Annotated in this window: 13 protein-coding genes and 1 tRNA gene; 5 read left to right on the top strand and 9 right to left on the bottom strand. The window is 68.1% G+C overall.

From position 1 onward, the window contains the following. Window positions 1-14 precede the first annotated feature (14 nt). The gene (gene rpsL / locus IFT71_RS15170) at window positions 15-386 is read right to left on the bottom strand and encodes a 30S ribosomal protein S12 (protein ID WP_010164594.1); all 372 of its coding nucleotides are present in this window, start codon (window positions 384-386) and stop codon (window positions 15-17) included. Window positions 387-701: 315 nt separating this feature from the next. On the opposite strand from rpsL, the gene IFT71_RS15165 reads away from it, so the two are divergent. From IFT71_RS15165 to nusG, 3 genes are all read left to right on the top strand, one after another. Further along, a tRNA-Trp gene (locus IFT71_RS15165) sits at window positions 702-778 on the top strand. A 653-nt stretch (window positions 779-1,431) separates the two neighbouring features. Continuing rightward, window positions 1,432-1,629 carry a preprotein translocase subunit SecE gene (gene secE / locus IFT71_RS15160; RefSeq protein ID WP_031393770.1) on the top strand — a complete coding sequence of 66 codons (198 nt, stop codon included), beginning with the start codon at window positions 1,432-1,434 and terminating at the stop codon, window positions 1,627-1,629. A 9-nt stretch (window positions 1,630-1,638) separates the two neighbouring features. Next, window positions 1,639-2,175, top strand: coding sequence for a transcription termination/antitermination protein NusG (nusG, locus tag IFT71_RS15155; RefSeq protein WP_031393771.1), 537 nt, complete (start codon window positions 1,639-1,641; stop codon window positions 2,173-2,175). 68 nt (window positions 2,176-2,243) lie between these two features. On the opposite strand, the gene IFT71_RS15150 is transcribed toward nusG, so the two are convergent. The 8 genes from IFT71_RS15150 to IFT71_RS15115 all read right to left on the bottom strand — a co-directional run bounded on the left by IFT71_RS15150 (window position 2,244) and on the right by IFT71_RS15115 (window position 12,701). Continuing rightward, a complete protein-coding gene (locus IFT71_RS15150) occupies window positions 2,244-3,170 on the bottom strand; it encodes a glycosyltransferase family 2 protein (protein ID WP_107929668.1) in 927 nt (308 codons plus the stop codon). Continuing rightward, window positions 3,167-4,075: a polysaccharide pyruvyl transferase family protein gene (locus tag IFT71_RS15145; RefSeq protein ID WP_342212669.1), complete on the bottom strand. Its 909-nt coding sequence runs from the start codon at window positions 4,073-4,075 to the stop codon at window positions 3,167-3,169. Before IFT71_RS15145 ends, IFT71_RS15150 begins: the two co-directional genes overlap by 4 nt. Further along, entirely contained in the window at window positions 4,072-5,145 is a 1,074-nt protein-coding gene (locus tag IFT71_RS15140) for a glycosyltransferase (protein ID WP_192141842.1), read from the bottom strand. Before IFT71_RS15140 ends, IFT71_RS15145 begins: the two co-directional genes overlap by 4 nt. After that, window positions 5,142-6,062 carry a glycosyltransferase family 2 protein gene (locus IFT71_RS15135; RefSeq protein ID WP_192141840.1) on the bottom strand — a complete coding sequence of 307 codons (921 nt, stop codon included), beginning with the start codon at window positions 6,060-6,062 and terminating at the stop codon, window positions 5,142-5,144. The genes IFT71_RS15140 and IFT71_RS15135 overlap by 4 nt, the downstream gene beginning before the upstream one ends. A 63-nt stretch (window positions 6,063-6,125) precedes the next feature. Next, window positions 6,126-7,238: a glycosyltransferase gene (locus tag IFT71_RS15130; RefSeq protein WP_192141838.1), complete on the bottom strand. Its 1,113-nt coding sequence runs from the start codon at window positions 7,236-7,238 to the stop codon at window positions 6,126-6,128. Continuing rightward, a complete protein-coding gene (locus IFT71_RS15125) occupies window positions 7,235-9,151 on the bottom strand; it encodes an HAD family hydrolase (protein WP_342212668.1) in 1,917 nt (638 codons plus the stop codon). The genes IFT71_RS15130 and IFT71_RS15125 overlap by 4 nt, the downstream gene beginning before the upstream one ends. Before the next feature lie 260 nt (window positions 9,152-9,411). After that, window positions 9,412-11,445, bottom strand: a complete 2,034-nt coding sequence (locus IFT71_RS15120) for an alpha/beta fold hydrolase (RefSeq protein WP_192141834.1) — start codon at window positions 11,443-11,445, stop codon at window positions 9,412-9,414. 134 nt (window positions 11,446-11,579) lie between these two features. Further along, window positions 11,580-12,701 carry an alpha/beta hydrolase gene (locus tag IFT71_RS15115; protein WP_244654945.1) on the bottom strand — a complete coding sequence of 374 codons (1,122 nt, stop codon included), beginning with the start codon at window positions 12,699-12,701 and terminating at the stop codon, window positions 11,580-11,582. A gap of 174 nt (window positions 12,702-12,875) precedes the next feature. Here IFT71_RS15115 and IFT71_RS15110 point away from each other — a divergent pair, with 174 nt between their 5' ends. After that, window positions 12,876-13,571, top strand: coding sequence for a Crp/Fnr family transcriptional regulator (locus tag IFT71_RS15110; protein WP_192141830.1), 696 nt, complete (start codon window positions 12,876-12,878; stop codon window positions 13,569-13,571). A gap of 91 nt (window positions 13,572-13,662) precedes the next feature. After that, window positions 13,663-16,821 (top strand): helicase-related protein, encoded by a 3,159-nt coding sequence (locus IFT71_RS15105; protein WP_192141828.1) that lies wholly within the window; start codon window positions 13,663-13,665, stop codon window positions 16,819-16,821. Window positions 16,822-16,823: the final 2 nt, after the last annotated feature.

Here is a 16,823-nt window from a genome sequence, read left to right as displayed (position 1 = left end):
TGGCATTGATCGGCTTACTTCGGACGCTTGGCGCCGTACTTGGAACGCGACTGACGCCGGTCCTTCACACCCTGTGTATCGAGCACGCCGCGCAGGACGTGATAGCGAACACCGGGAAGATCGCGGACACGACCGCCACGGATCAGGACAACCGAATGCTCCTGAAGATTGTGGCCCTCGCCCGGGATGTAGCTGATGACTTCGCGCTGGTTGGTCAGGCGAACCTTGGCCACCTTGCGCAGAGCCGAGTTCGGCTTCTTCGGGGTCGTCGTGTAGACGCGGGTGCAAACGCCGCGCTTCTGCGGGTTGGCTTCCATCGCAGGGACCTTCGACTTGGCCTTCTGCGGATCGCGGCCCTTGCGGACCAGCTGGTTGATCGTCGGCATTGAAGCCTTCACCTTTCAAATGGTTACTTTGCTGGAGCCATTGAGGCGCCTGAGAATACAAAAAGGACCCTAGGAAGCGCAAAACGCTCCTCAGGCCCTGGAATGCATCCAGCAATGTTCAAGCATGCCCGGCGGGAAAGACTCCCGAAGAACAGGGCGCGCCTATAGGTCAGGAGTCAGCCGCGGTCAACACGGGGATCACCCCACCCTGCCCTGAACCCGACGCCAGATTGGTTGCACGTTCGACAATCGTGCGTCGGGCATGAACAGGCGCTTGCCCTGCGGCGGACATGGCGCTAGAGCCCGCCACCGCACAGGAGTGTAGCTCAGTTGGTTAGAGCGTCGGTCTCCAAAACCGAAGGCCCTCGGTTCGAATCCGAGCACTCCTGCCAGATTCTCTTACATCGTCGTCGATATGCATTTCTGACCATGGGGTCAGGAATCAGCAAAGTCGCGTCCGTTGCGATTGCACAAAACGCATTTCATAATGCAATTTGCGCAGTTGTGAAATTCGCTGCTGCGATGCACAAAGACTGTGCCTTTCAGGCATCCTCTCCTAAAACTTTTACGGCCGGTCTTTGACCGGCCTTTTTTTTGGTTTGCGCGCTGATATACCGATGACGGTCCGTCACGCCGGCAAACATAACAGAAACGCAGGAGAGGCGCCGCCGGCAAGACCGGCACCGGTTGACGGCCGGCGGGGGAGAGGGCGCAAACGCCCGCCCCCGCGCCTTCCGGTCCCGCCTTTCACGCATCCCCTTATGCGTCCGACCGTGTGCGAACGGCTGGTGCATCGTGGCTTACGCGCTGCCGAGTCCGGTCATCACAGGGCCGCCCGCCGGACGCTGCCGCCCCGCCCCTTGCGTTCCGTCGGCGCGGAAGCTATCTGCGCCGCCATCCGACAGCGAGACGGACGCATGCCCCACCCCTTTGACGGGGCCCTTTGACGGGGCCCTATTGACGGGGCGACCCTTCACAGGGAGCGGGTTATGGGTCTATGCCTCGCTTCTTTTCATGTCTCCATCAGGCGGGTTCGAACAGCACCGTGGCTAAAACGTCCCCACTCGAATTCATCCGGCAGGTCCGCACCGAAACCTCGAAGGTTACGTGGCCGACGCGTCGCGAGACGATCATGACCGGGGTGATGGTCGTCATCATGACGACGATCCTCGCGCTCTTCTTCTTCGGCGTCGACTCGATCCTTCAGGCGATCGTCACCGCCCTTCTGAAACTCGCTCAATAAGGTCCGCACATGGCGCGCTGGTACATCATTCATGCCTATTCGGGCTTCGAGGGCAAGGTCCGCGACTCGATCATGGCAGAGGCGACCCGTATGGGTCTCGAACAGCTCGTCGAGCAGATCGAAGTCCCCACCGAGACGATCACCGAGGCCCGCCGCGGCAAGAAGATCGCGGTCGAGCGTAAGTTCATGCCGGGCTATGTGCTCGCCAAGCTGAACATGAACGACGACGTCTATCACCTCGTCAAGAACACCCCCAAGGTGACCGGCTTCCTTGGCAGCATGGGCAAGCCGCAGGCGATCAGCGAGGCGGAAGCCACGCGGATGCTGAACAGCAAGGAAGAGGCCGCGGCCGCTCCCAAGCAGAAGGTCAAGGTCGACTACGAGATCGGCGATCAGGTCAAGGTGCTCGACGGTCCGTTCGCGAGCTTCAACGGCCTGGTCGAGGAACTCGATTTCGACCGCAGCCGCGTCAAGGTGTCGGTGTCGATCTTCGGTCGCGCCACCCCGGTCGAGCTCGAGTTCGAGCAGGTCGAACGCTCGAAGTAATCACCGCCTGAGCCTGCGGGCTCGGTCTGGACAATCGAACATGGGCCTGATGCTGCGACGCCGCGGCATCAGGCCTTTTCGTGTGGGTTTGAGAGCCGTACCCGCGCGGTAAGTTCGGCGCCCGCATAAGCGAGAAAGCCGCGCAGCATATGGCGCAGGCGGAAGCTGTGGAAGCGCCGGATATAGGGAAAGGGCCGCGTCCCCGCGCGGATTTCGCCGAGCGCATCGCCAAGGTCGCGGCGGATCGCCCCCAGGATTCGCCGGTCGCTGAGAATGTGCTTGGCGTAGAGCGCGCCGTCGCCATAGCCATAGCCCGCGAGCAGCGCGATCACCTGGTCGGGCCGGCAGCGCCCATGATGATGCTCGACGACGAAATACGGGTCATAGGCCACGACCACCCCGGCCGCGATCGCGCGGAACAGGAAATCGGTATCCTCCGCCGCCACGAACCGCGCGCCCGCGCCGAACCGCGTATCGAACCGGCCCGTCCGCGCGATGACGTCGCGCGTGAAGGCAAGGTTCGCGCCCATCACGAACCCGCCGGGAAACGCGCCCGGCACCGGCTCCATCGGATGATCCTCGAGCTTCAGCGTCACCGGCAGGTCTGCGGCATCGCCCGGCAGGATCCGCCCGCCGACGATCGTCGGCGTCGCGACCCCCGCGAACCGGCGGACCAGCGCGAGCAGATAGTCCGGCTTGAGCACGCAATCGTCGTCGGTCATCGCGACGATCCGCCCGCGGACATGCGCCAGCCCCAGATTGCGCGCCCGCGCCAGCCCCGCGAGTGGTTCGGCCAGCAGCAGCACGGGAAACGCCTGCTCCGCCTGCCAGGCCGCCAGCCGCGCCGCGGTGTCGTCGCGGGACCCGTTGTCGACCACCACCATTTCGACCGCCACGTCCCCCGCAACGCCGACCGCGCGCGTCACCGAGTCGAGCGTGCGCGACAGCGACGCCCCCCGGTCGCGCGTGCAGATCAGCACACTGACGTCGATCATTCGCGCAGCAGCAGCGGCGACGGCGCGGTCCAGGCGGCGATATAGGCGGACAGCTTGCCATAATCATTGTCGAGCGCGAGGTGTGGGATGCCCAGCAGCAGCGCGAGGATATGCGCGTGCAGCCGGTCAGTGACGATCTGCCGCCCGCGCGACAGGAGCGTCAGCCCGCGCGCGACCCGCGCATAAGCCAGTCGCTCATAGTGCGCAGGACGCGGCGCCCCCACCTCCCATACGGGCAGCACGCCGTCCTCCAGCCAGTCGAGCACCACCGCCCCCTCCGGCACCGGCCCGCGATCCCCCGCCACGCGCTCGTCATCGGTCCGCATCAGCATCAGCAGGTCGCAATCCGCCGGCCCACGCGGCTGCGCCCCCAGCGCGAACGCGGAATCAGGCGCGAGCGCGACCGTGCAGAACAACCGCTGTGCGAGGTCGAGGCTCTGCGCATCGCGGACATAGAGGTGGAAATCGGGGTGCGCGGCGACGCAGGCGGCGAAGCGGTCGAGCCCCTCGCCAGCGCGGAAATGGATCGACTGCGGCAGCTGGACGATCGTCCGGTCGCGAAACTCCGCCAGCACCGCCTCGCGGAAATGCTGATGATGCGGCCAGATATCGCCCAGGTTCCCGCCACCATGCAGGAAGACGACGCCCGCCGGACTGTCGCGGCGAAACGCGTCCGCGTCGAACGCGTCCCAGGTACAGACATGATCGGGATCGCGCCCGGTGATCGCGCGGAGCATCGCGATCTCGCCCAGCCAGATCGCGCTGTCGCCGACATTGGCGTGATCGGGAAAGTCGAGCAGCGCATAGCGGTCGCCGTGCCCGACATGCTGCCGGTACAGCGCCGCCAGCGCCTCCTGCTGCGCCGCGATGACGTCATCGCCCCGTATCCGTGCAGACACAGTCACGCGACCGTCTCCGCCTTGGCCGCGCATACCTCCGCATACAGTGCCTCGCACCGGTCGAGCCAGCGGTCGCGCGTGAACAGCCGTTCGACCCGCGCACGCGGTACATCGCGCGGGATCGCCATCGCCGCAGGGATCGCCGCCGCCAGCCCCTCGACGTCGCCCGGCGCTGCAAGGCACCCCGCCTCGCCCACGACCTCGCGCGCGGCTCCCATGTCGAATGCGGCGACCGGCAGGCCGCACGCCATCGCCTCCGCCGCGACCAGCCCGAACGGCTCGTCCCAGCACGGCGTGAACAGGAACACCGACGCCTGCCCGAGCGCCGACGCCAGCGCCGCGCCGTCCAGATGTCCGCCATAACGGACGTCGGGTCCAAGATGCGGCGCGACCTCGGCCGCCCAATAGTCCGGATCCTCGATCTGCCCGTACAGCGTGATCGCCACACCCGCGCGCCGTGCCGCCTGTACCGCCAGATGCGGCCCCTTGTTCGGCGTCATCCGTCCCGACCAGACCGCGCTGCCGTCCCCTGCGGGCGAGAACCGCCACGCGGCGGGGTCGATGCCGTTGTGCAGCACCGACGCCTCGGCAGGCGCGCCGTCGGGCCACCAGGCGCGCAGCTGCGACTGCGACGTCACCGTCAGCCGGTGCGTCGGCGACGGGCTCGCCTTCACGAACCAGTGCAGCGCGTCATAGGGCGGCACGTGGAGCGAGGTGACGGTCGGCACGATCGCGGTCCGCTGCGGCTCGATGGGGAAGCGGCTCAGGCTGTTGTTGTGCACCACGTCGAACCGGCCCGCCGCGATCCTCTCGCACGCCGCGATATAGCCCTGGTCGACGTGCGCGATCAGCGGCGCCGACCCGCGATGCTCGGCCCAGGGGAACACCCGCTCATAATGCTGGGGCAGCACCGGATCGATCGCGAAGCGCGGGTCGCTGTCGCCGCTCGCGAACAGCACGACGTCGTGCCCGCGTGCCTGCAGCCCTTCCGCCAGATACCAGCTGTGCGATTCCATCCCGCCCATGAACGGCTGCGCGATCCGCTGGCGGACGTGCGAGAGCAAGGCGATCCTCACGCCGCCGCGGCACTCGCAGCGACACGCTCTTCCAGCAGCCGGATGACGCTTGCGGTATTGGCATAGGGCTGATGGCTCTGCTGTCCGGTCAGCGCGAGATCCGCGTCATCGGGGCGGCGGAGCACGCGGATCGGCTGGCCGGGCCGGTCGTCGATCAGCCCCATCAGCCGGAATGCGTGCAGCCAGTGCCCCATAGTCCGATAGCCCCAGCGCGCCTCGAACAGCTCGGCATTGCGGATCACGCTGTCGAGATGATGCACCGGCGGCATGTGATGCGGATGATATTGATGATGCGCCAGCCCGCCCTTGATCCACGCGATCGGGACGCCCGCGGTGTCGAGCACCTTGCCGAAATCGGTATCCTCGCCGCCATAGCCGTTATAGCCCTCGTGGAATCCGCCGACCGCGAGGAAGGTCGCGCGCCTCATCGCGAAGTTGAGCGACCAGAAACAGCGATAGTCGCCGCACGCCTCGATCCCCTCCGCAGGCGGGCCGCGCCGGTCCGAATGCCGCACCGCGACGTCCGCGAAATCCTCGCTGCGCCAATCCCCCTTCGTCGCGCCGCCCGGCAGGTACATCACCTCGCCCATCAGCAACCCGTCATAGGTCGCGAGGTGCCCGGCATAGTCCGCGACGAGACCCGGCGCCGGGATGCAGTCCATGTCGAGGAAGATCAGCCCCTCCCCCGTCGCGGTCCGCGCCGCCAGGTTGCGCGCAGCGGCCAGCGGCAACGCCTCGCCCGCGATCATCAGCTGGCGGACCGAAAAATCCGTCTCGGGCAGGACATAGGGCTCGTCCTGCATCACCGCGACGATCAGTTCGCGCGGCGGGGTCGTCTGTCTCGTGAGCCCCAAAACCAGATTGTAGAGATGCTCCGCCCGCCCCTTGGCCAGCGTGACGATCGAGATAGCGGACATGGGCAGGGCTCCAATGGGATCTGGGAACAGGACGGAACAGGGTAACGACGGGGGCAGAACGGATCAGGCCGGGTGCGGTGCCGTGCCCCAGAGCCGCGCCGCCAGCGCCTCGAGCCAGCGCGCGGCATCGTCGGCGGGAGCCTCGGCGATCATCGCGCGCTGCCGTTCGGGACGGTGCTGCGCATAGGCGGCGTCGATCGCCTGGGTCCACGCGTCCGCCGACGACGGCAGATGCGGCCGGATGCACGCCACCCCCGCCGCGCCGAGCGCGTCCGCCTTGCGGTGCTGCTCGTCGAAATAACGCCATTCGGGCACCGCGATCCACGGCCGCGCCGCCGCCAGGATCTGCTGGCAGGTCGTGTTGCCCGTCGACGCGATCACCAGATCCGCCGCCGCGACATAGTCCGCCGCATTCTCCACCCAGCCGCGATGGTCGATATTGGCGGGTTCGGTCGCATGCCAGTCGCGCACGACCGGCCCGATCGTGATCCAGCGCGCGGCAGGCCGGCTGCGCGCGCCGACGCCCAGCGGCGCCTGCCCGAACCCGCTGCCGCCGCCGCCGGCCATGACGAGGATCATCTCCTCGCCCTCGCCGATCCCCAGCCGCTCCCGCGCCGCGCTCCGGTCGGGGCCCTGCGTATCGACCCCCAGCCCTCCGGCGAAACAGGTCTTTTCGACCATCGGCGCGTCCCAGTCGGGCTGGGCGAGATCGCGGTGGAACGCGGCGAGCAGCCCGGCGGCGCCGTCATAGGCCGCGCGGTGCCCGGCATCGCCGCGGTCGCCATGCTGCAGCACCTTGACGTGCGGGACGCTGCAGATCCGCGCCAGCTGCGCGATCTCCGCCGACACGTCGCAGATCATCAGCGCCGGGTCTCCTTGCGCGAACCAGTCGGCGATCGTCGCCATCGCGCTTCGGATCCCCGGCCAGCCGAGCGGCGCGCAGTGCAGCGTCGCGGGCGTCGCGACCCAGTCCATCGCCACTTCCTGTCCGGTCGGCTCGAATAGCGACGGGATCGTCACGACCCGCGCTTGCGGGGGCAGCGTGGGGAAGATGTCGCCGCGCGCGCAGAAGATCGTCACGGGACGCGATGGCGGCAGCGCCTGCAGGATCGCGGCACAGCGTTCCGCATGTCCGCGACCCTGATGGTGGACGAAATAGCCGAACGGACGCGTCATGCCGCGACTTGCACGGCCGGCGTGGTCAATCCGAGCCGCGCCAGCCCCTCGACCACCCCAGCGGCATGGTTGCGCGTGGCGCGATGCAGCCCGGGACGCGCAGCAAGTGTCGCCAGTTCATCACTCGCATTGGCAACAACAATCGCGAACCCGCACGCGTCGAGCATGTCGAGGTCATTGCCGCTGTCGCCCGCTGCGATGCAGTCGTCGAGCGTCAATCCCAACCCGGCCGCATAGGCCGCGATCGCCGCCGCCTTGCCACCACCGGGGGACAGCACGTCGATCAGCCGGCCGTGCGAGAACACGACCCGCGCTGCAAGCCCCGCCTGCGCCAGAGCCGCGCGGATCGCTGCGGCGTCGGCGGCGTCGCCAAAGAAGCTGAGCTTGTGCGCGCCCTCGGTAACGACCGGCTGGGCGCAGATGCCGAGCGGGGCAATCGCCGCACGTACCGCCGCCCGGTCCCAGTCCTTATCGAGCGCGGCGGTGAACGCGACGCAGGACTGCCACCCGCCATGCGCTGCCGGACGGAGGATCCGCGTCCCGACATCAACGATGAACGCGTCCGGCTCGGGCAAATGCCACTGCGCCAGCACCGCGCGCGCCTCGGCGAAGCTGCGCCCCGTCGCGACCACGAACGGCAAGCTACTGCCATGCCGCCAGCTCGCGAACGCCGCCGCGCCGTCGACCGACCCGGTCAGCGTATTGTCGATGTCGCAGGCCAGCAGAGCGGGTTGGCGCCGTAATGCCGCATAGATCCCGACAGCCGACCCGGCATAACGCCGCCAGTCATACGCCGCATTCCCCACGCGTGCCGCCCGGCTCAGCCGCGCATGAAGTCCGGCGTCTCCGATCACCGCGCGGCATGCCGCAGCGATTCCCGCCTCGTCGCGCGGATCGACCAGCAGCCCGTGACCGATCTGCGCGACGATCTCCGCTGGCCCTCCGTTGCGGGTCGCGACAACCGGCACGCCGGCTGCCGCCGCCTCGATCAGGGTCAGCCCGAACGGCTCGTGCAGCGCCGGGTTGACGAACACGCCGCCTGCCGCCGCTCGCCGGTACAGCGCGGTGACGTCCGCCGCATCGTGCCGCGGCGGCAAGGCAAACCGCCCGCGCAGTGCAGGACTAGCGGCAAGCGCCTGCAGTTCGCCCAGCACCGCCCGTTCCTCGTTCGACGACTGGCCCCCATGTTGCCCAGCCAGGATCACCAGATTCGCACGTTCGTGCAGAACCGGATCCGCCGCGAACGCGCGGACAAGGACCGCGAGGTTCTTCTTCGCCACCGGTCGCGCGATCGCCAGCAGGATCGGGAGATCCGGCCGATCGAGCCAGTCTCCCAGACGGTCAACCAACGTCGCTGTGCCTCCTGCATAGGGACGGCGGGGCACGCCCGGCGGCACGCAGTGGATCCGGCCCACGACCCCGACGCCATAGGCCGGGACCTGCCGTTCGGCCTCGTCCCGGGTCGATACGATCAGCGCGTCTGCCGCAGCGATCGCGGTGGTTTCCGCCGCAATCCGCGTGCCGAGTTCGGCTCCGCCAAGGCCCTGACGGCGCTTGTCGATCGCCAGCGCATGCGGCGTGTACACGAACGGAATGCCGAACCGGCGGCGTGCCTCGATCGCGACGGCTGCGGCATCGGCGAAATGCGCATGGATGACGTTGGGCATGACCGCCAGTCCGGCGATGTGACGGCAAAACGCCTCGGTGAATGCGGGCAAGTCGGCGGCGAGCGCCTCCTTCTCGAGATAGCGGTCGTCGCCACTATCGACCCGATCGATCGTCAACATGTCGGTGACGCGCTCCGATCGCCGGCCATGCACGGATGGCAGATCCGCAGACCGGAACAACCGGGTAACGATCGAGACCCGGTCCACGCCGGGAAGCTCTGCCTGAACCAGCGCTGCGTCGACCACATACGCCAGATGCCCCCCGGAGTCGGCCGTAATGCCGAAGTCGATGGGCGGCGCTTTCAGGCAGCCCCCGAGGGCCAAATGCAGAATGAACAAGGCGACCCCGTATCGTTAGTATGGCGAAACGACACGCCACGACATTCGATCCCGGGGTGCGCGGTTATCGCGTTGCGCTATGTTAACCCTGTTGCAATCTGACGTTTTCTGCCGCTGCCGGACAGCGGCGCCCCGGCATGTCTGCATGCCCGGGGCGCCCGTTTATGTCACCGCACCGGGTCGAATGCGAACAATGCGGTCGGCAGCGATGCCGGCGCACCCGGCTTGAACCAGCTGGTGTCCTGGATATGGCTCGCCGTCACATAGATCCGCCCGTCGGGCCCTTCGGAGAAGGTATCGGGCCAGCGCAGCCGCTTGTCGGTCAGCACCGGCTCGACGTGATCGCCGACCAGCCGCGTGATGCTGTCGTCGGTGGGCGACGTGATGTACAGCACCCCCGCCTTGCTCATCCACAGACCGTCCGCGACATGCGTCTCGGCGATGGTCTTCACCCCCGCCGCCTGCTGCGCCGCGCTCACGCCCTCGCGGAGCAGCCCGGTATCGATCGCGTAGAGCGTCTTGCCGGTCAGCGCCTGATAATACAGCGTCTTGCCGTCGTTCGAGATCGCGATCCCGTCCGCGGAGAAGGCCGGCTGACGGCCATCGGGGCGGACCAGCGGCTTGCCGTCGGTCATGACCGTCACGCTCTTGTCGATCTGCGTCGAGCCATGCCCGTCGAGCGCGCGCATACCCTTGCCGCTCTCCAGGTCGATCACGATGATCGCGCCGCGCGTGCCAGAATCGGTGATGTAGCCAGTCTTGCCGTCGGGCGAGAAGCGGATGTCGTTGAGGTACGTGCCCTGCAGCGCAACATCGGGCGTGACCTTGATCACCTTGGTTACGCGGTTCGTCGCCAGGTCGATCCTCACCAGCTTCGGTGCTCCCTCGAGTGGCTTTTCGTTACCGGGTGCGCCGGGATCGAGCACCCACAGATTGCCGTGCCCGTCGGGCACGATCGACTGGACGCAGACGAAATAGTCGCCGACCGGCAATTCGTTCGCGCGCGCGTTGCGCCAGCTGTTCCACGTATCGTCGGGATAGGCCTTAAGCTTTCCGTCCGGCAGCACCTCGGCGACCGAGATCGGCGCATCGTCGGTCCAGCGCGGGAAGTTGACGAACCGTCGTCCGTCTGCGGTCACCGCGACGCCGGTCACTTGGTGGTCGAACGTCGCCACCTGAGTCAGCGGGCTCGCCGCGGTCTTGGCCTGTGCGACGCCGGCCGCGGTTGCGGCGGCGGCGAGTGCGAACAGCGCGGCGCCTGCGAGAAGGGGTTTGAACTTGGACATGTCTTGGCTCCGGTAAATCGTGTCGGACAAGGTGGCGGGATCGCCGGTGAACAGCGTGACGAGCAGGTCGGCGACCGCCTCGGGCCGCTCACGCTGTGAAAAATGGCCGACGCCCGGCAAGGTGACGAACGCGAAGGGTCCCGAGAATTTCTCCGGTACCGCGGTGGTCGCGCTTGGCGGGTTCACCCCGTCCTCCGCACCCTGAATGTACAGCGCGGGCAGCGACAGCGTCTCGCTCGCCTTTACCGCTTCCTCAAGCCAGACGCTCGCGGGATCGGGCGCCGCTTCGTCCCAGCGCGCGCGATAGCTGTGCAGCGTGACGTCGACCCAGTCCGGATTCCCGAACGCGCGCGCCACTCGCGCAAAGGTTGCCTCGTCGAACCAGCCCGCCGGCGACCAGTTGGTCCAGTGGACATGCGCGAACCCCCTGGGGTCATCGCGCACCGCCTGCGCGCCGCGCGCGGTGGCCATGAACCAGTGATACCATTGCCGCTGCGTCTGTTCGAACGGCGGCGTCGGCATGCCGCCCAGTCGCGGCGGCGTCGCGAGCATCGCGATCCGCTGCACCCGCTCGGGCCATCCCACCGCCAGCGCCTCGGCGATGTTCGAGCCCCAGTCATGCCCCGCGACCATGAACCGCGCGATCCCCAGCCCGTCCATCAGCGCAATCGCGTCCATCGCCAGGACCGCGCTGTTGCCGGTGCGCGGCGTATCGCCTTCGAGGAACCGCGTTTCGCCGAACCCGCGCAGGCTCGGCACGATCGTCCGCAGCCCCGCGGCATGAAGCGCGGGCAGGACGTCGTCCCAGGTCGAGGAATCATCCGGCCAGCCGTGCAGCAACAACACCGCATCGCCCTCGCGCGGGCCCGTATCGGTATAGGCGATTGCCAGCGTCGGCGTGGTCATCACGGGCATCTCAGCGCTCCGCCATCAGCAGGGCCACAACCCGCCCGAAGGCACGATAGCGGGGCGAAGAGGCATGGGTCGTCGACGTCATGGCATTACTCGCTGCAAAAATGGGAGGGAGAAACTATCCCCCTCCCAACGCATCAGCGCTTCGCAGGAGCCATGGCGAATGCCGCCTTCAGCCGTGCGACCGCGAGATCGTTCGCATCCTTGGCGCCGCGCACGATCGTGCCCATGCCGAAGAATTCATGCGTCACGCCCGGGAAGGTACGCTGCTCGACATTGTCGCCCGCCGCGCGCATCGCCGCAGCCAGCGTCTCGCCGTCCGACCGCAGCGGATCGATCTGCGCATTGATGATCGTCGTCGGCGGCAGCCCGCGCAGGTTCGCGCCGACCAGGTTCAACCGCGGATCCTGCGCATCCGCCTTGCTGGTCTGGTAGTAATAGCCGAACCACGGCAGCATCGCGCCGTTGAGCGGCTTCGCGTTTGCCGAATCCCTGCGCGACGGCAGCGTCTTGCTGCTGTTGGCGATCGGATAGACCGAGACGATGTGCAGCGGCGCGGTCAGGCGATTGTCGCGGGCATAGATTGCCGTCGCGACCGCCAGATTGCCGCCGGCGCTCTCGCCCGCAACCGCGATCTTCGCCGGGTTGCCACCCCATGCCGCGGCATTGGCCAGCGTCCAGCGATAGGCCGCCGCCGCATCGTCATGCTGCGCGGGGAACTTGAACTCGGGCGCATGGCGATATTCGACCGACACGACGATCGCGTTCAGCGCCTTGGCCATCGCGCGCGGGGCCGCGTCATAGGTCGCGACGTCCGCGATCACCCAGCCGCCGCCGTGATAATAGACCACGACCGGCAGGCCCTTGGCATTGGCGGCGCTCGCCGGCTTGTACACGCGGGCAAACTGCTTGGCGTCGCTGCCGTAAGGAATGTCCTGCGTCGTCACCGATGCGTCGGGCGTCGTCGGCATCCCCTTCTGTGCCATCACCGCCTTTGCGCCATCCGCAGCCGAGGGCTGTTGGCGTGCTTCGGCGGGCGTCAGCGTCTCGATCGGCTTGCCGCCGAGGCCGGCCAGCGCGTCGAGCACGGCCTGCATGTCGGGCGCAGCCTTGGCCGGCGCCATCTTGGTGGCAGGCGGCGGGGGCGGCGGCGGCGCGGTGTCGCTGCGTGCCGATTGAGCGAGCGCGGCGCCCGGGATGATAACGAGCGTCGATGCAAACACGCCGGCGAGCAGCGTCCGTCGAATGGAATGTGTCAAAATTGCCTCCTGTATCATTGAGAGGCGCAACCCCGGCGGCGGCGTGGGAGTTGCTGTACGAAACCGGACGAAGACCGGATCGTATTGAATTCGTGCAGTGTTTCAGGGGGCGTGATGGCGGGCGACAATCGACTGGAGACCATCGACCGGGATGGGGCTGGTGACGCGTCGTCTATGCGAGGCACAGGAAATCGGCTGCTTCAGCGTCTGAGCCCCGACGACTTCGCATTGATCGCCCCGCATCTCGACCGCGTCCCCTTTGCGGTCGGCGAGTCGCTGACGCGTGCGGGCGACCGGATCGAGACGCTCTGCTTTCCCGAGGAGGGGATCGCCGGCGTGCTTGACGCGCTCGAGGGCGATCATCGCTTTGCGGTCGGGCTGATCGGTGCGGAGGGCTTTGTCGGCTGGTCCGCGCTGCTCGGCGATGACCGCTCGCCCTATGACGTCGTGATGCGCGCCGAACAGGGCGTCGCGCTGCAGCTCCCGCTCGACCGCTTCCACGCCGCCGCCGCGCAGAGCGACACGCTGCGGCTTGCGCTGCTCCGTTTCGTGCAGGTGTTCATGACCCAGATGGGCCGCACGATCGTATCGTCGCTCGCGCATTCGATCGAGCGACGCATGGCGCGCTGGATCCTGCTCTATCACGATCGCATCCGTGACGACGCGATCTGCATGACGCATGAAGAGTTCCGCCTGATGCTCGGCGTCCGGCGCAGCAGCGTGACCGAAGCGCTCCACCGGCTCGAGGAGGAGCATGCGATTCGCTCGGTCCGCGGCCGCGTGCTGGTCCGCGACCGCGACATTCTGATGCGGATGGCGGGCGACACCTATGGCCATGCCGAATCCGAGTATCGCCGCCTGCTCGGCTGAGCCGGTCGGAACATTTCGTGCACGGATCACGGAACGAGCCGGTCCGCATACCGTTCATTCAATGGGCGCCAACGGCCCGACCGGAGGGGCCATGCTGAAGCGTACCGACCATATCGACCTGCCGGGCGACACGCGCGCCGCACCGGCAACCCTGCCCGCGGCGACCGTCGTTGCCGAGCTGCTGACCGCCGGGATCGACCGTGCCATTCTGGTGGTCGAGGACGAGGCGCGCGCCGAGGCGATCGCTTGTCTCGCGGAGGGGTTCGCCCCGACGATGACCGTCGTCCATCTCGTCGCGAGCGATGCGCTCCCCGGCGACTCCGCGCCGCCCAGCGCCGCCAATGTCGGCCGTCGGGTCGAGGCGCTGCGCCGTCTGCGCGCCGCGACCGCTAAAGCTTCGGCTGACCCGATTCTCCTCGTGCTCTCCGCCGAGGCGAGCGCGGTCCGCTATCCAGCCCCTGCCGCATTCGACGAGGCGCCTCCGGTGTTCCGCGTCTGCGACACGATCGACATCGCCGCGCTGCCCGCACTCGCCGAAACGATCGGCTACACGATCGACGACCGCGTCGACGAACCCGGCGAGATCGCGATCCGCGGTAGCGTCGTCGACCTGTTTCCGGCCGACCGCGCGAACCCCGCCCGGATCGAATTCGACGACAATTCGGTCATCACCGAAATTCGCAGCTATGACCCGGTGTCGCAGCGCAGCCTCGAAACGCTCGACGCGGTGATCGTCGGTCGCGCCTGCGAACCCGATCTGGGTGACGGCGTCGCGATCACCGAGCATCTGCCCGACGCCGCGCTCCATTTCGACCCTCTGGTCGCCGACCGCCGCACGCGGTTCCTCGCGCTTGCCGCCGACGGCACCGCGGCGCGTCAGGTCAAGGCCGCGCTGGTCGACACGCGCGCCTGGAACAAGGCGACCGCCGGCCGCCAGATCCTCGCCACCGACACCCCGGTCGAACGCACCCCGCGCTTCATCGAGCGGCGCGATCCGGTCCGCGCGTTCCGCCGCTTCGCGCGTTCGGTGATCGCCGATGGCCGGCTCGCGATCGCCGGGTCCGCGCGTGACCTTCGTTTCCTCGCATCGCGGCTCGGTGTCGACGCAAAGCCCGTCGACAGCCTTGCCGAGGCGGCGGCCGCACCCGTCGGTTCGGTGTCACTGCTCTGCGCTCCGCTCGACCAGGGCTTTGTCCATGCCGATCTCACCATCGTCGCCGCCGCCGACCTGCTCGGCAGCCGCGCACGACTGGACGACGGTCCCGGTGCCGGCGTTGCGGCCTTTGCCGAAGGTGCGACGCTGCAGACTGGTGACATCGTCGTGCATGAGGATCACGGGATCGGTCGCGTTCTTGGGGTCGAGGCGCTGCCCGACCTCGATGGCGTCGCGGCCGACGCGATCGTGCTCGACTATGCCAAGCGCGCGCGCCGGCTCGTCCCCGTGCATGAGGCCGATCGCATCTGGCGGTATGGCGCAGATGCGGACGCGGTGACGCTCGACACGCTTGACGGCGGAAGCTGGACCAAGCGTCGCGCCGCGATCGACACGGCGATCGCAGAAAGCGCACGTGCGCTTCAGGCAGTTGCCGCCGAACGCGACGCGCGGACGACACCACCGATCGTCCCCGATGTCGCGCTCTACGAACGGTTCGCTGCGGGCTTCCCGTTCTCCGAGACCCCCGACCAGGCCCGCGCGATTGCGGCGGTCCGGAGCGACCTCGCCAGCGGCAAGCCGATGGACCGGCTGATCGTCGGCGATGTCGGCTATGGCAAGACCGAGGTTGCGCTCCGCGCCGCCGCGCTCGTTGCGCTAGCCGGTCGCCAAGTCGCGATCGTCGCGCCCACCACGGTGCTGATCCGCCAGCATCTCGAAACGTTCCGCACGCGCTTTGTCGGCACCGGGCTGGAGGTCGCCGCGTTGTCTCGGCTGTCGACGCCTGCCGAGCGCAAGCGCGTCTGCGCCGGGCTCGCCGACGGGTCGATCGCGGTCGTCGTCGGCACCAGCGCGGTTGGCGGCAAGGGCGTCGTCTTTGCCGATCTCGCGCTCGTCGTGATCGACGAGGAACAGCGGTTCGGCGCGAAGGCCAAGGCGTCGCTGCGGGACATGGGCGCGGGCCATGTCCTCACGCTCAGCGCCACGCCGATCCCGCGCACGCTCCAGTCAGCGATGGTCGGCATTCAGGCGATATCGGTCATCGCGACGCCACCCGCACGCCGCCAGCCGATCCGCACCATCGTCGCGCCATTCGACGACGCCGCGGTCCGCAAGGCGCTCCGCCGCGAACGCGCGCGTGGCGGCCAGAGCTTTGTCGTCGTGCCGCGGATCGAGGACATCGCCCCGCTCGCGAAAACGCTCACGCGGCTCGTTCCCGAACTCGGCCTCGTCATCGCGCACGGCAAGATGGAGGCGGCCGAGCTCGACGACGCAATGGCGGGCTTTGCCGCGGGCGACGGCGATGTGCTGCTCGCGACCAACATCATCGAGGCGGGGCTCGACGTGCCGCGCGCCAACACGATGATCGTCCACCATGCCGACCGGTTCGGCCTGTCGCAGCTCCACCAGCTGCGCGGTCGGGTCGGACGCGGAGGCCGGCGGGGCCAGATCCTGCTGTCGACCGACGGCGAGGCCACGATCGCCGAGGCGACGATGAAGCGCCTGCGCACGCTCCAGGCCTTCGACCAGCTCGGCGCGGGCTTCGCGATCAGCGCGCGTGATCTCGACATGCGCGGCGCGGGCGATCTGGTCGGCGAGGATCAGGCCGGCCACATGAAGCTGATCGGTATCGACCTCTACCAGCACCTGCTGGGTCGCGCGCTGAAAGCCGCGCGCGGCGAACCGGTCGATCAGTGCCAGCCGGTGCTCAATCTCGGCGTCGGCGGCATGCTTCCCGAAGAGTGGATCCCCGAGACCGACCTGCGGCTGACGCTCTACGGCCAGCTCGCGCATCTGACCGACATCGCCGCGCTCGATGCGTTCCAGGCCGAGCTCGAGGACCGGTTCGGCGCACTTCCCGACAATGCCGTCCGCCTGCTCGAATGCGCGCGGATCAGAGCGCTCGCCGCCGCCGCCGACATTCGCCAGATCGATGTCGGCCCGGGCGCCATCGCCTTCACGCCGGGGAATCCGACCGCCGCCCTTCCGGCGCCGTTCGAAGCGGCGAAGCGCCGCTGGCTGGTCCGCGAACGGATCGAGGATCCCCTCGCCCGCCTCGACCGCGTCCGCGAGCTGCTGAGCGACCTGTCGGAGTGACG

The organism is Sphingomonas sp. CFBP 13733, from assembly GCF_014841795.1.
Classification (GTDB): Bacteria; Pseudomonadota; Alphaproteobacteria; order Sphingomonadales; family Sphingomonadaceae; genus Sphingomonas; species Sphingomonas aerolata.
Note: the sequence above shows the minus strand (reverse complement) of the source record. Positions and strands in the feature narration are given on the sequence as shown.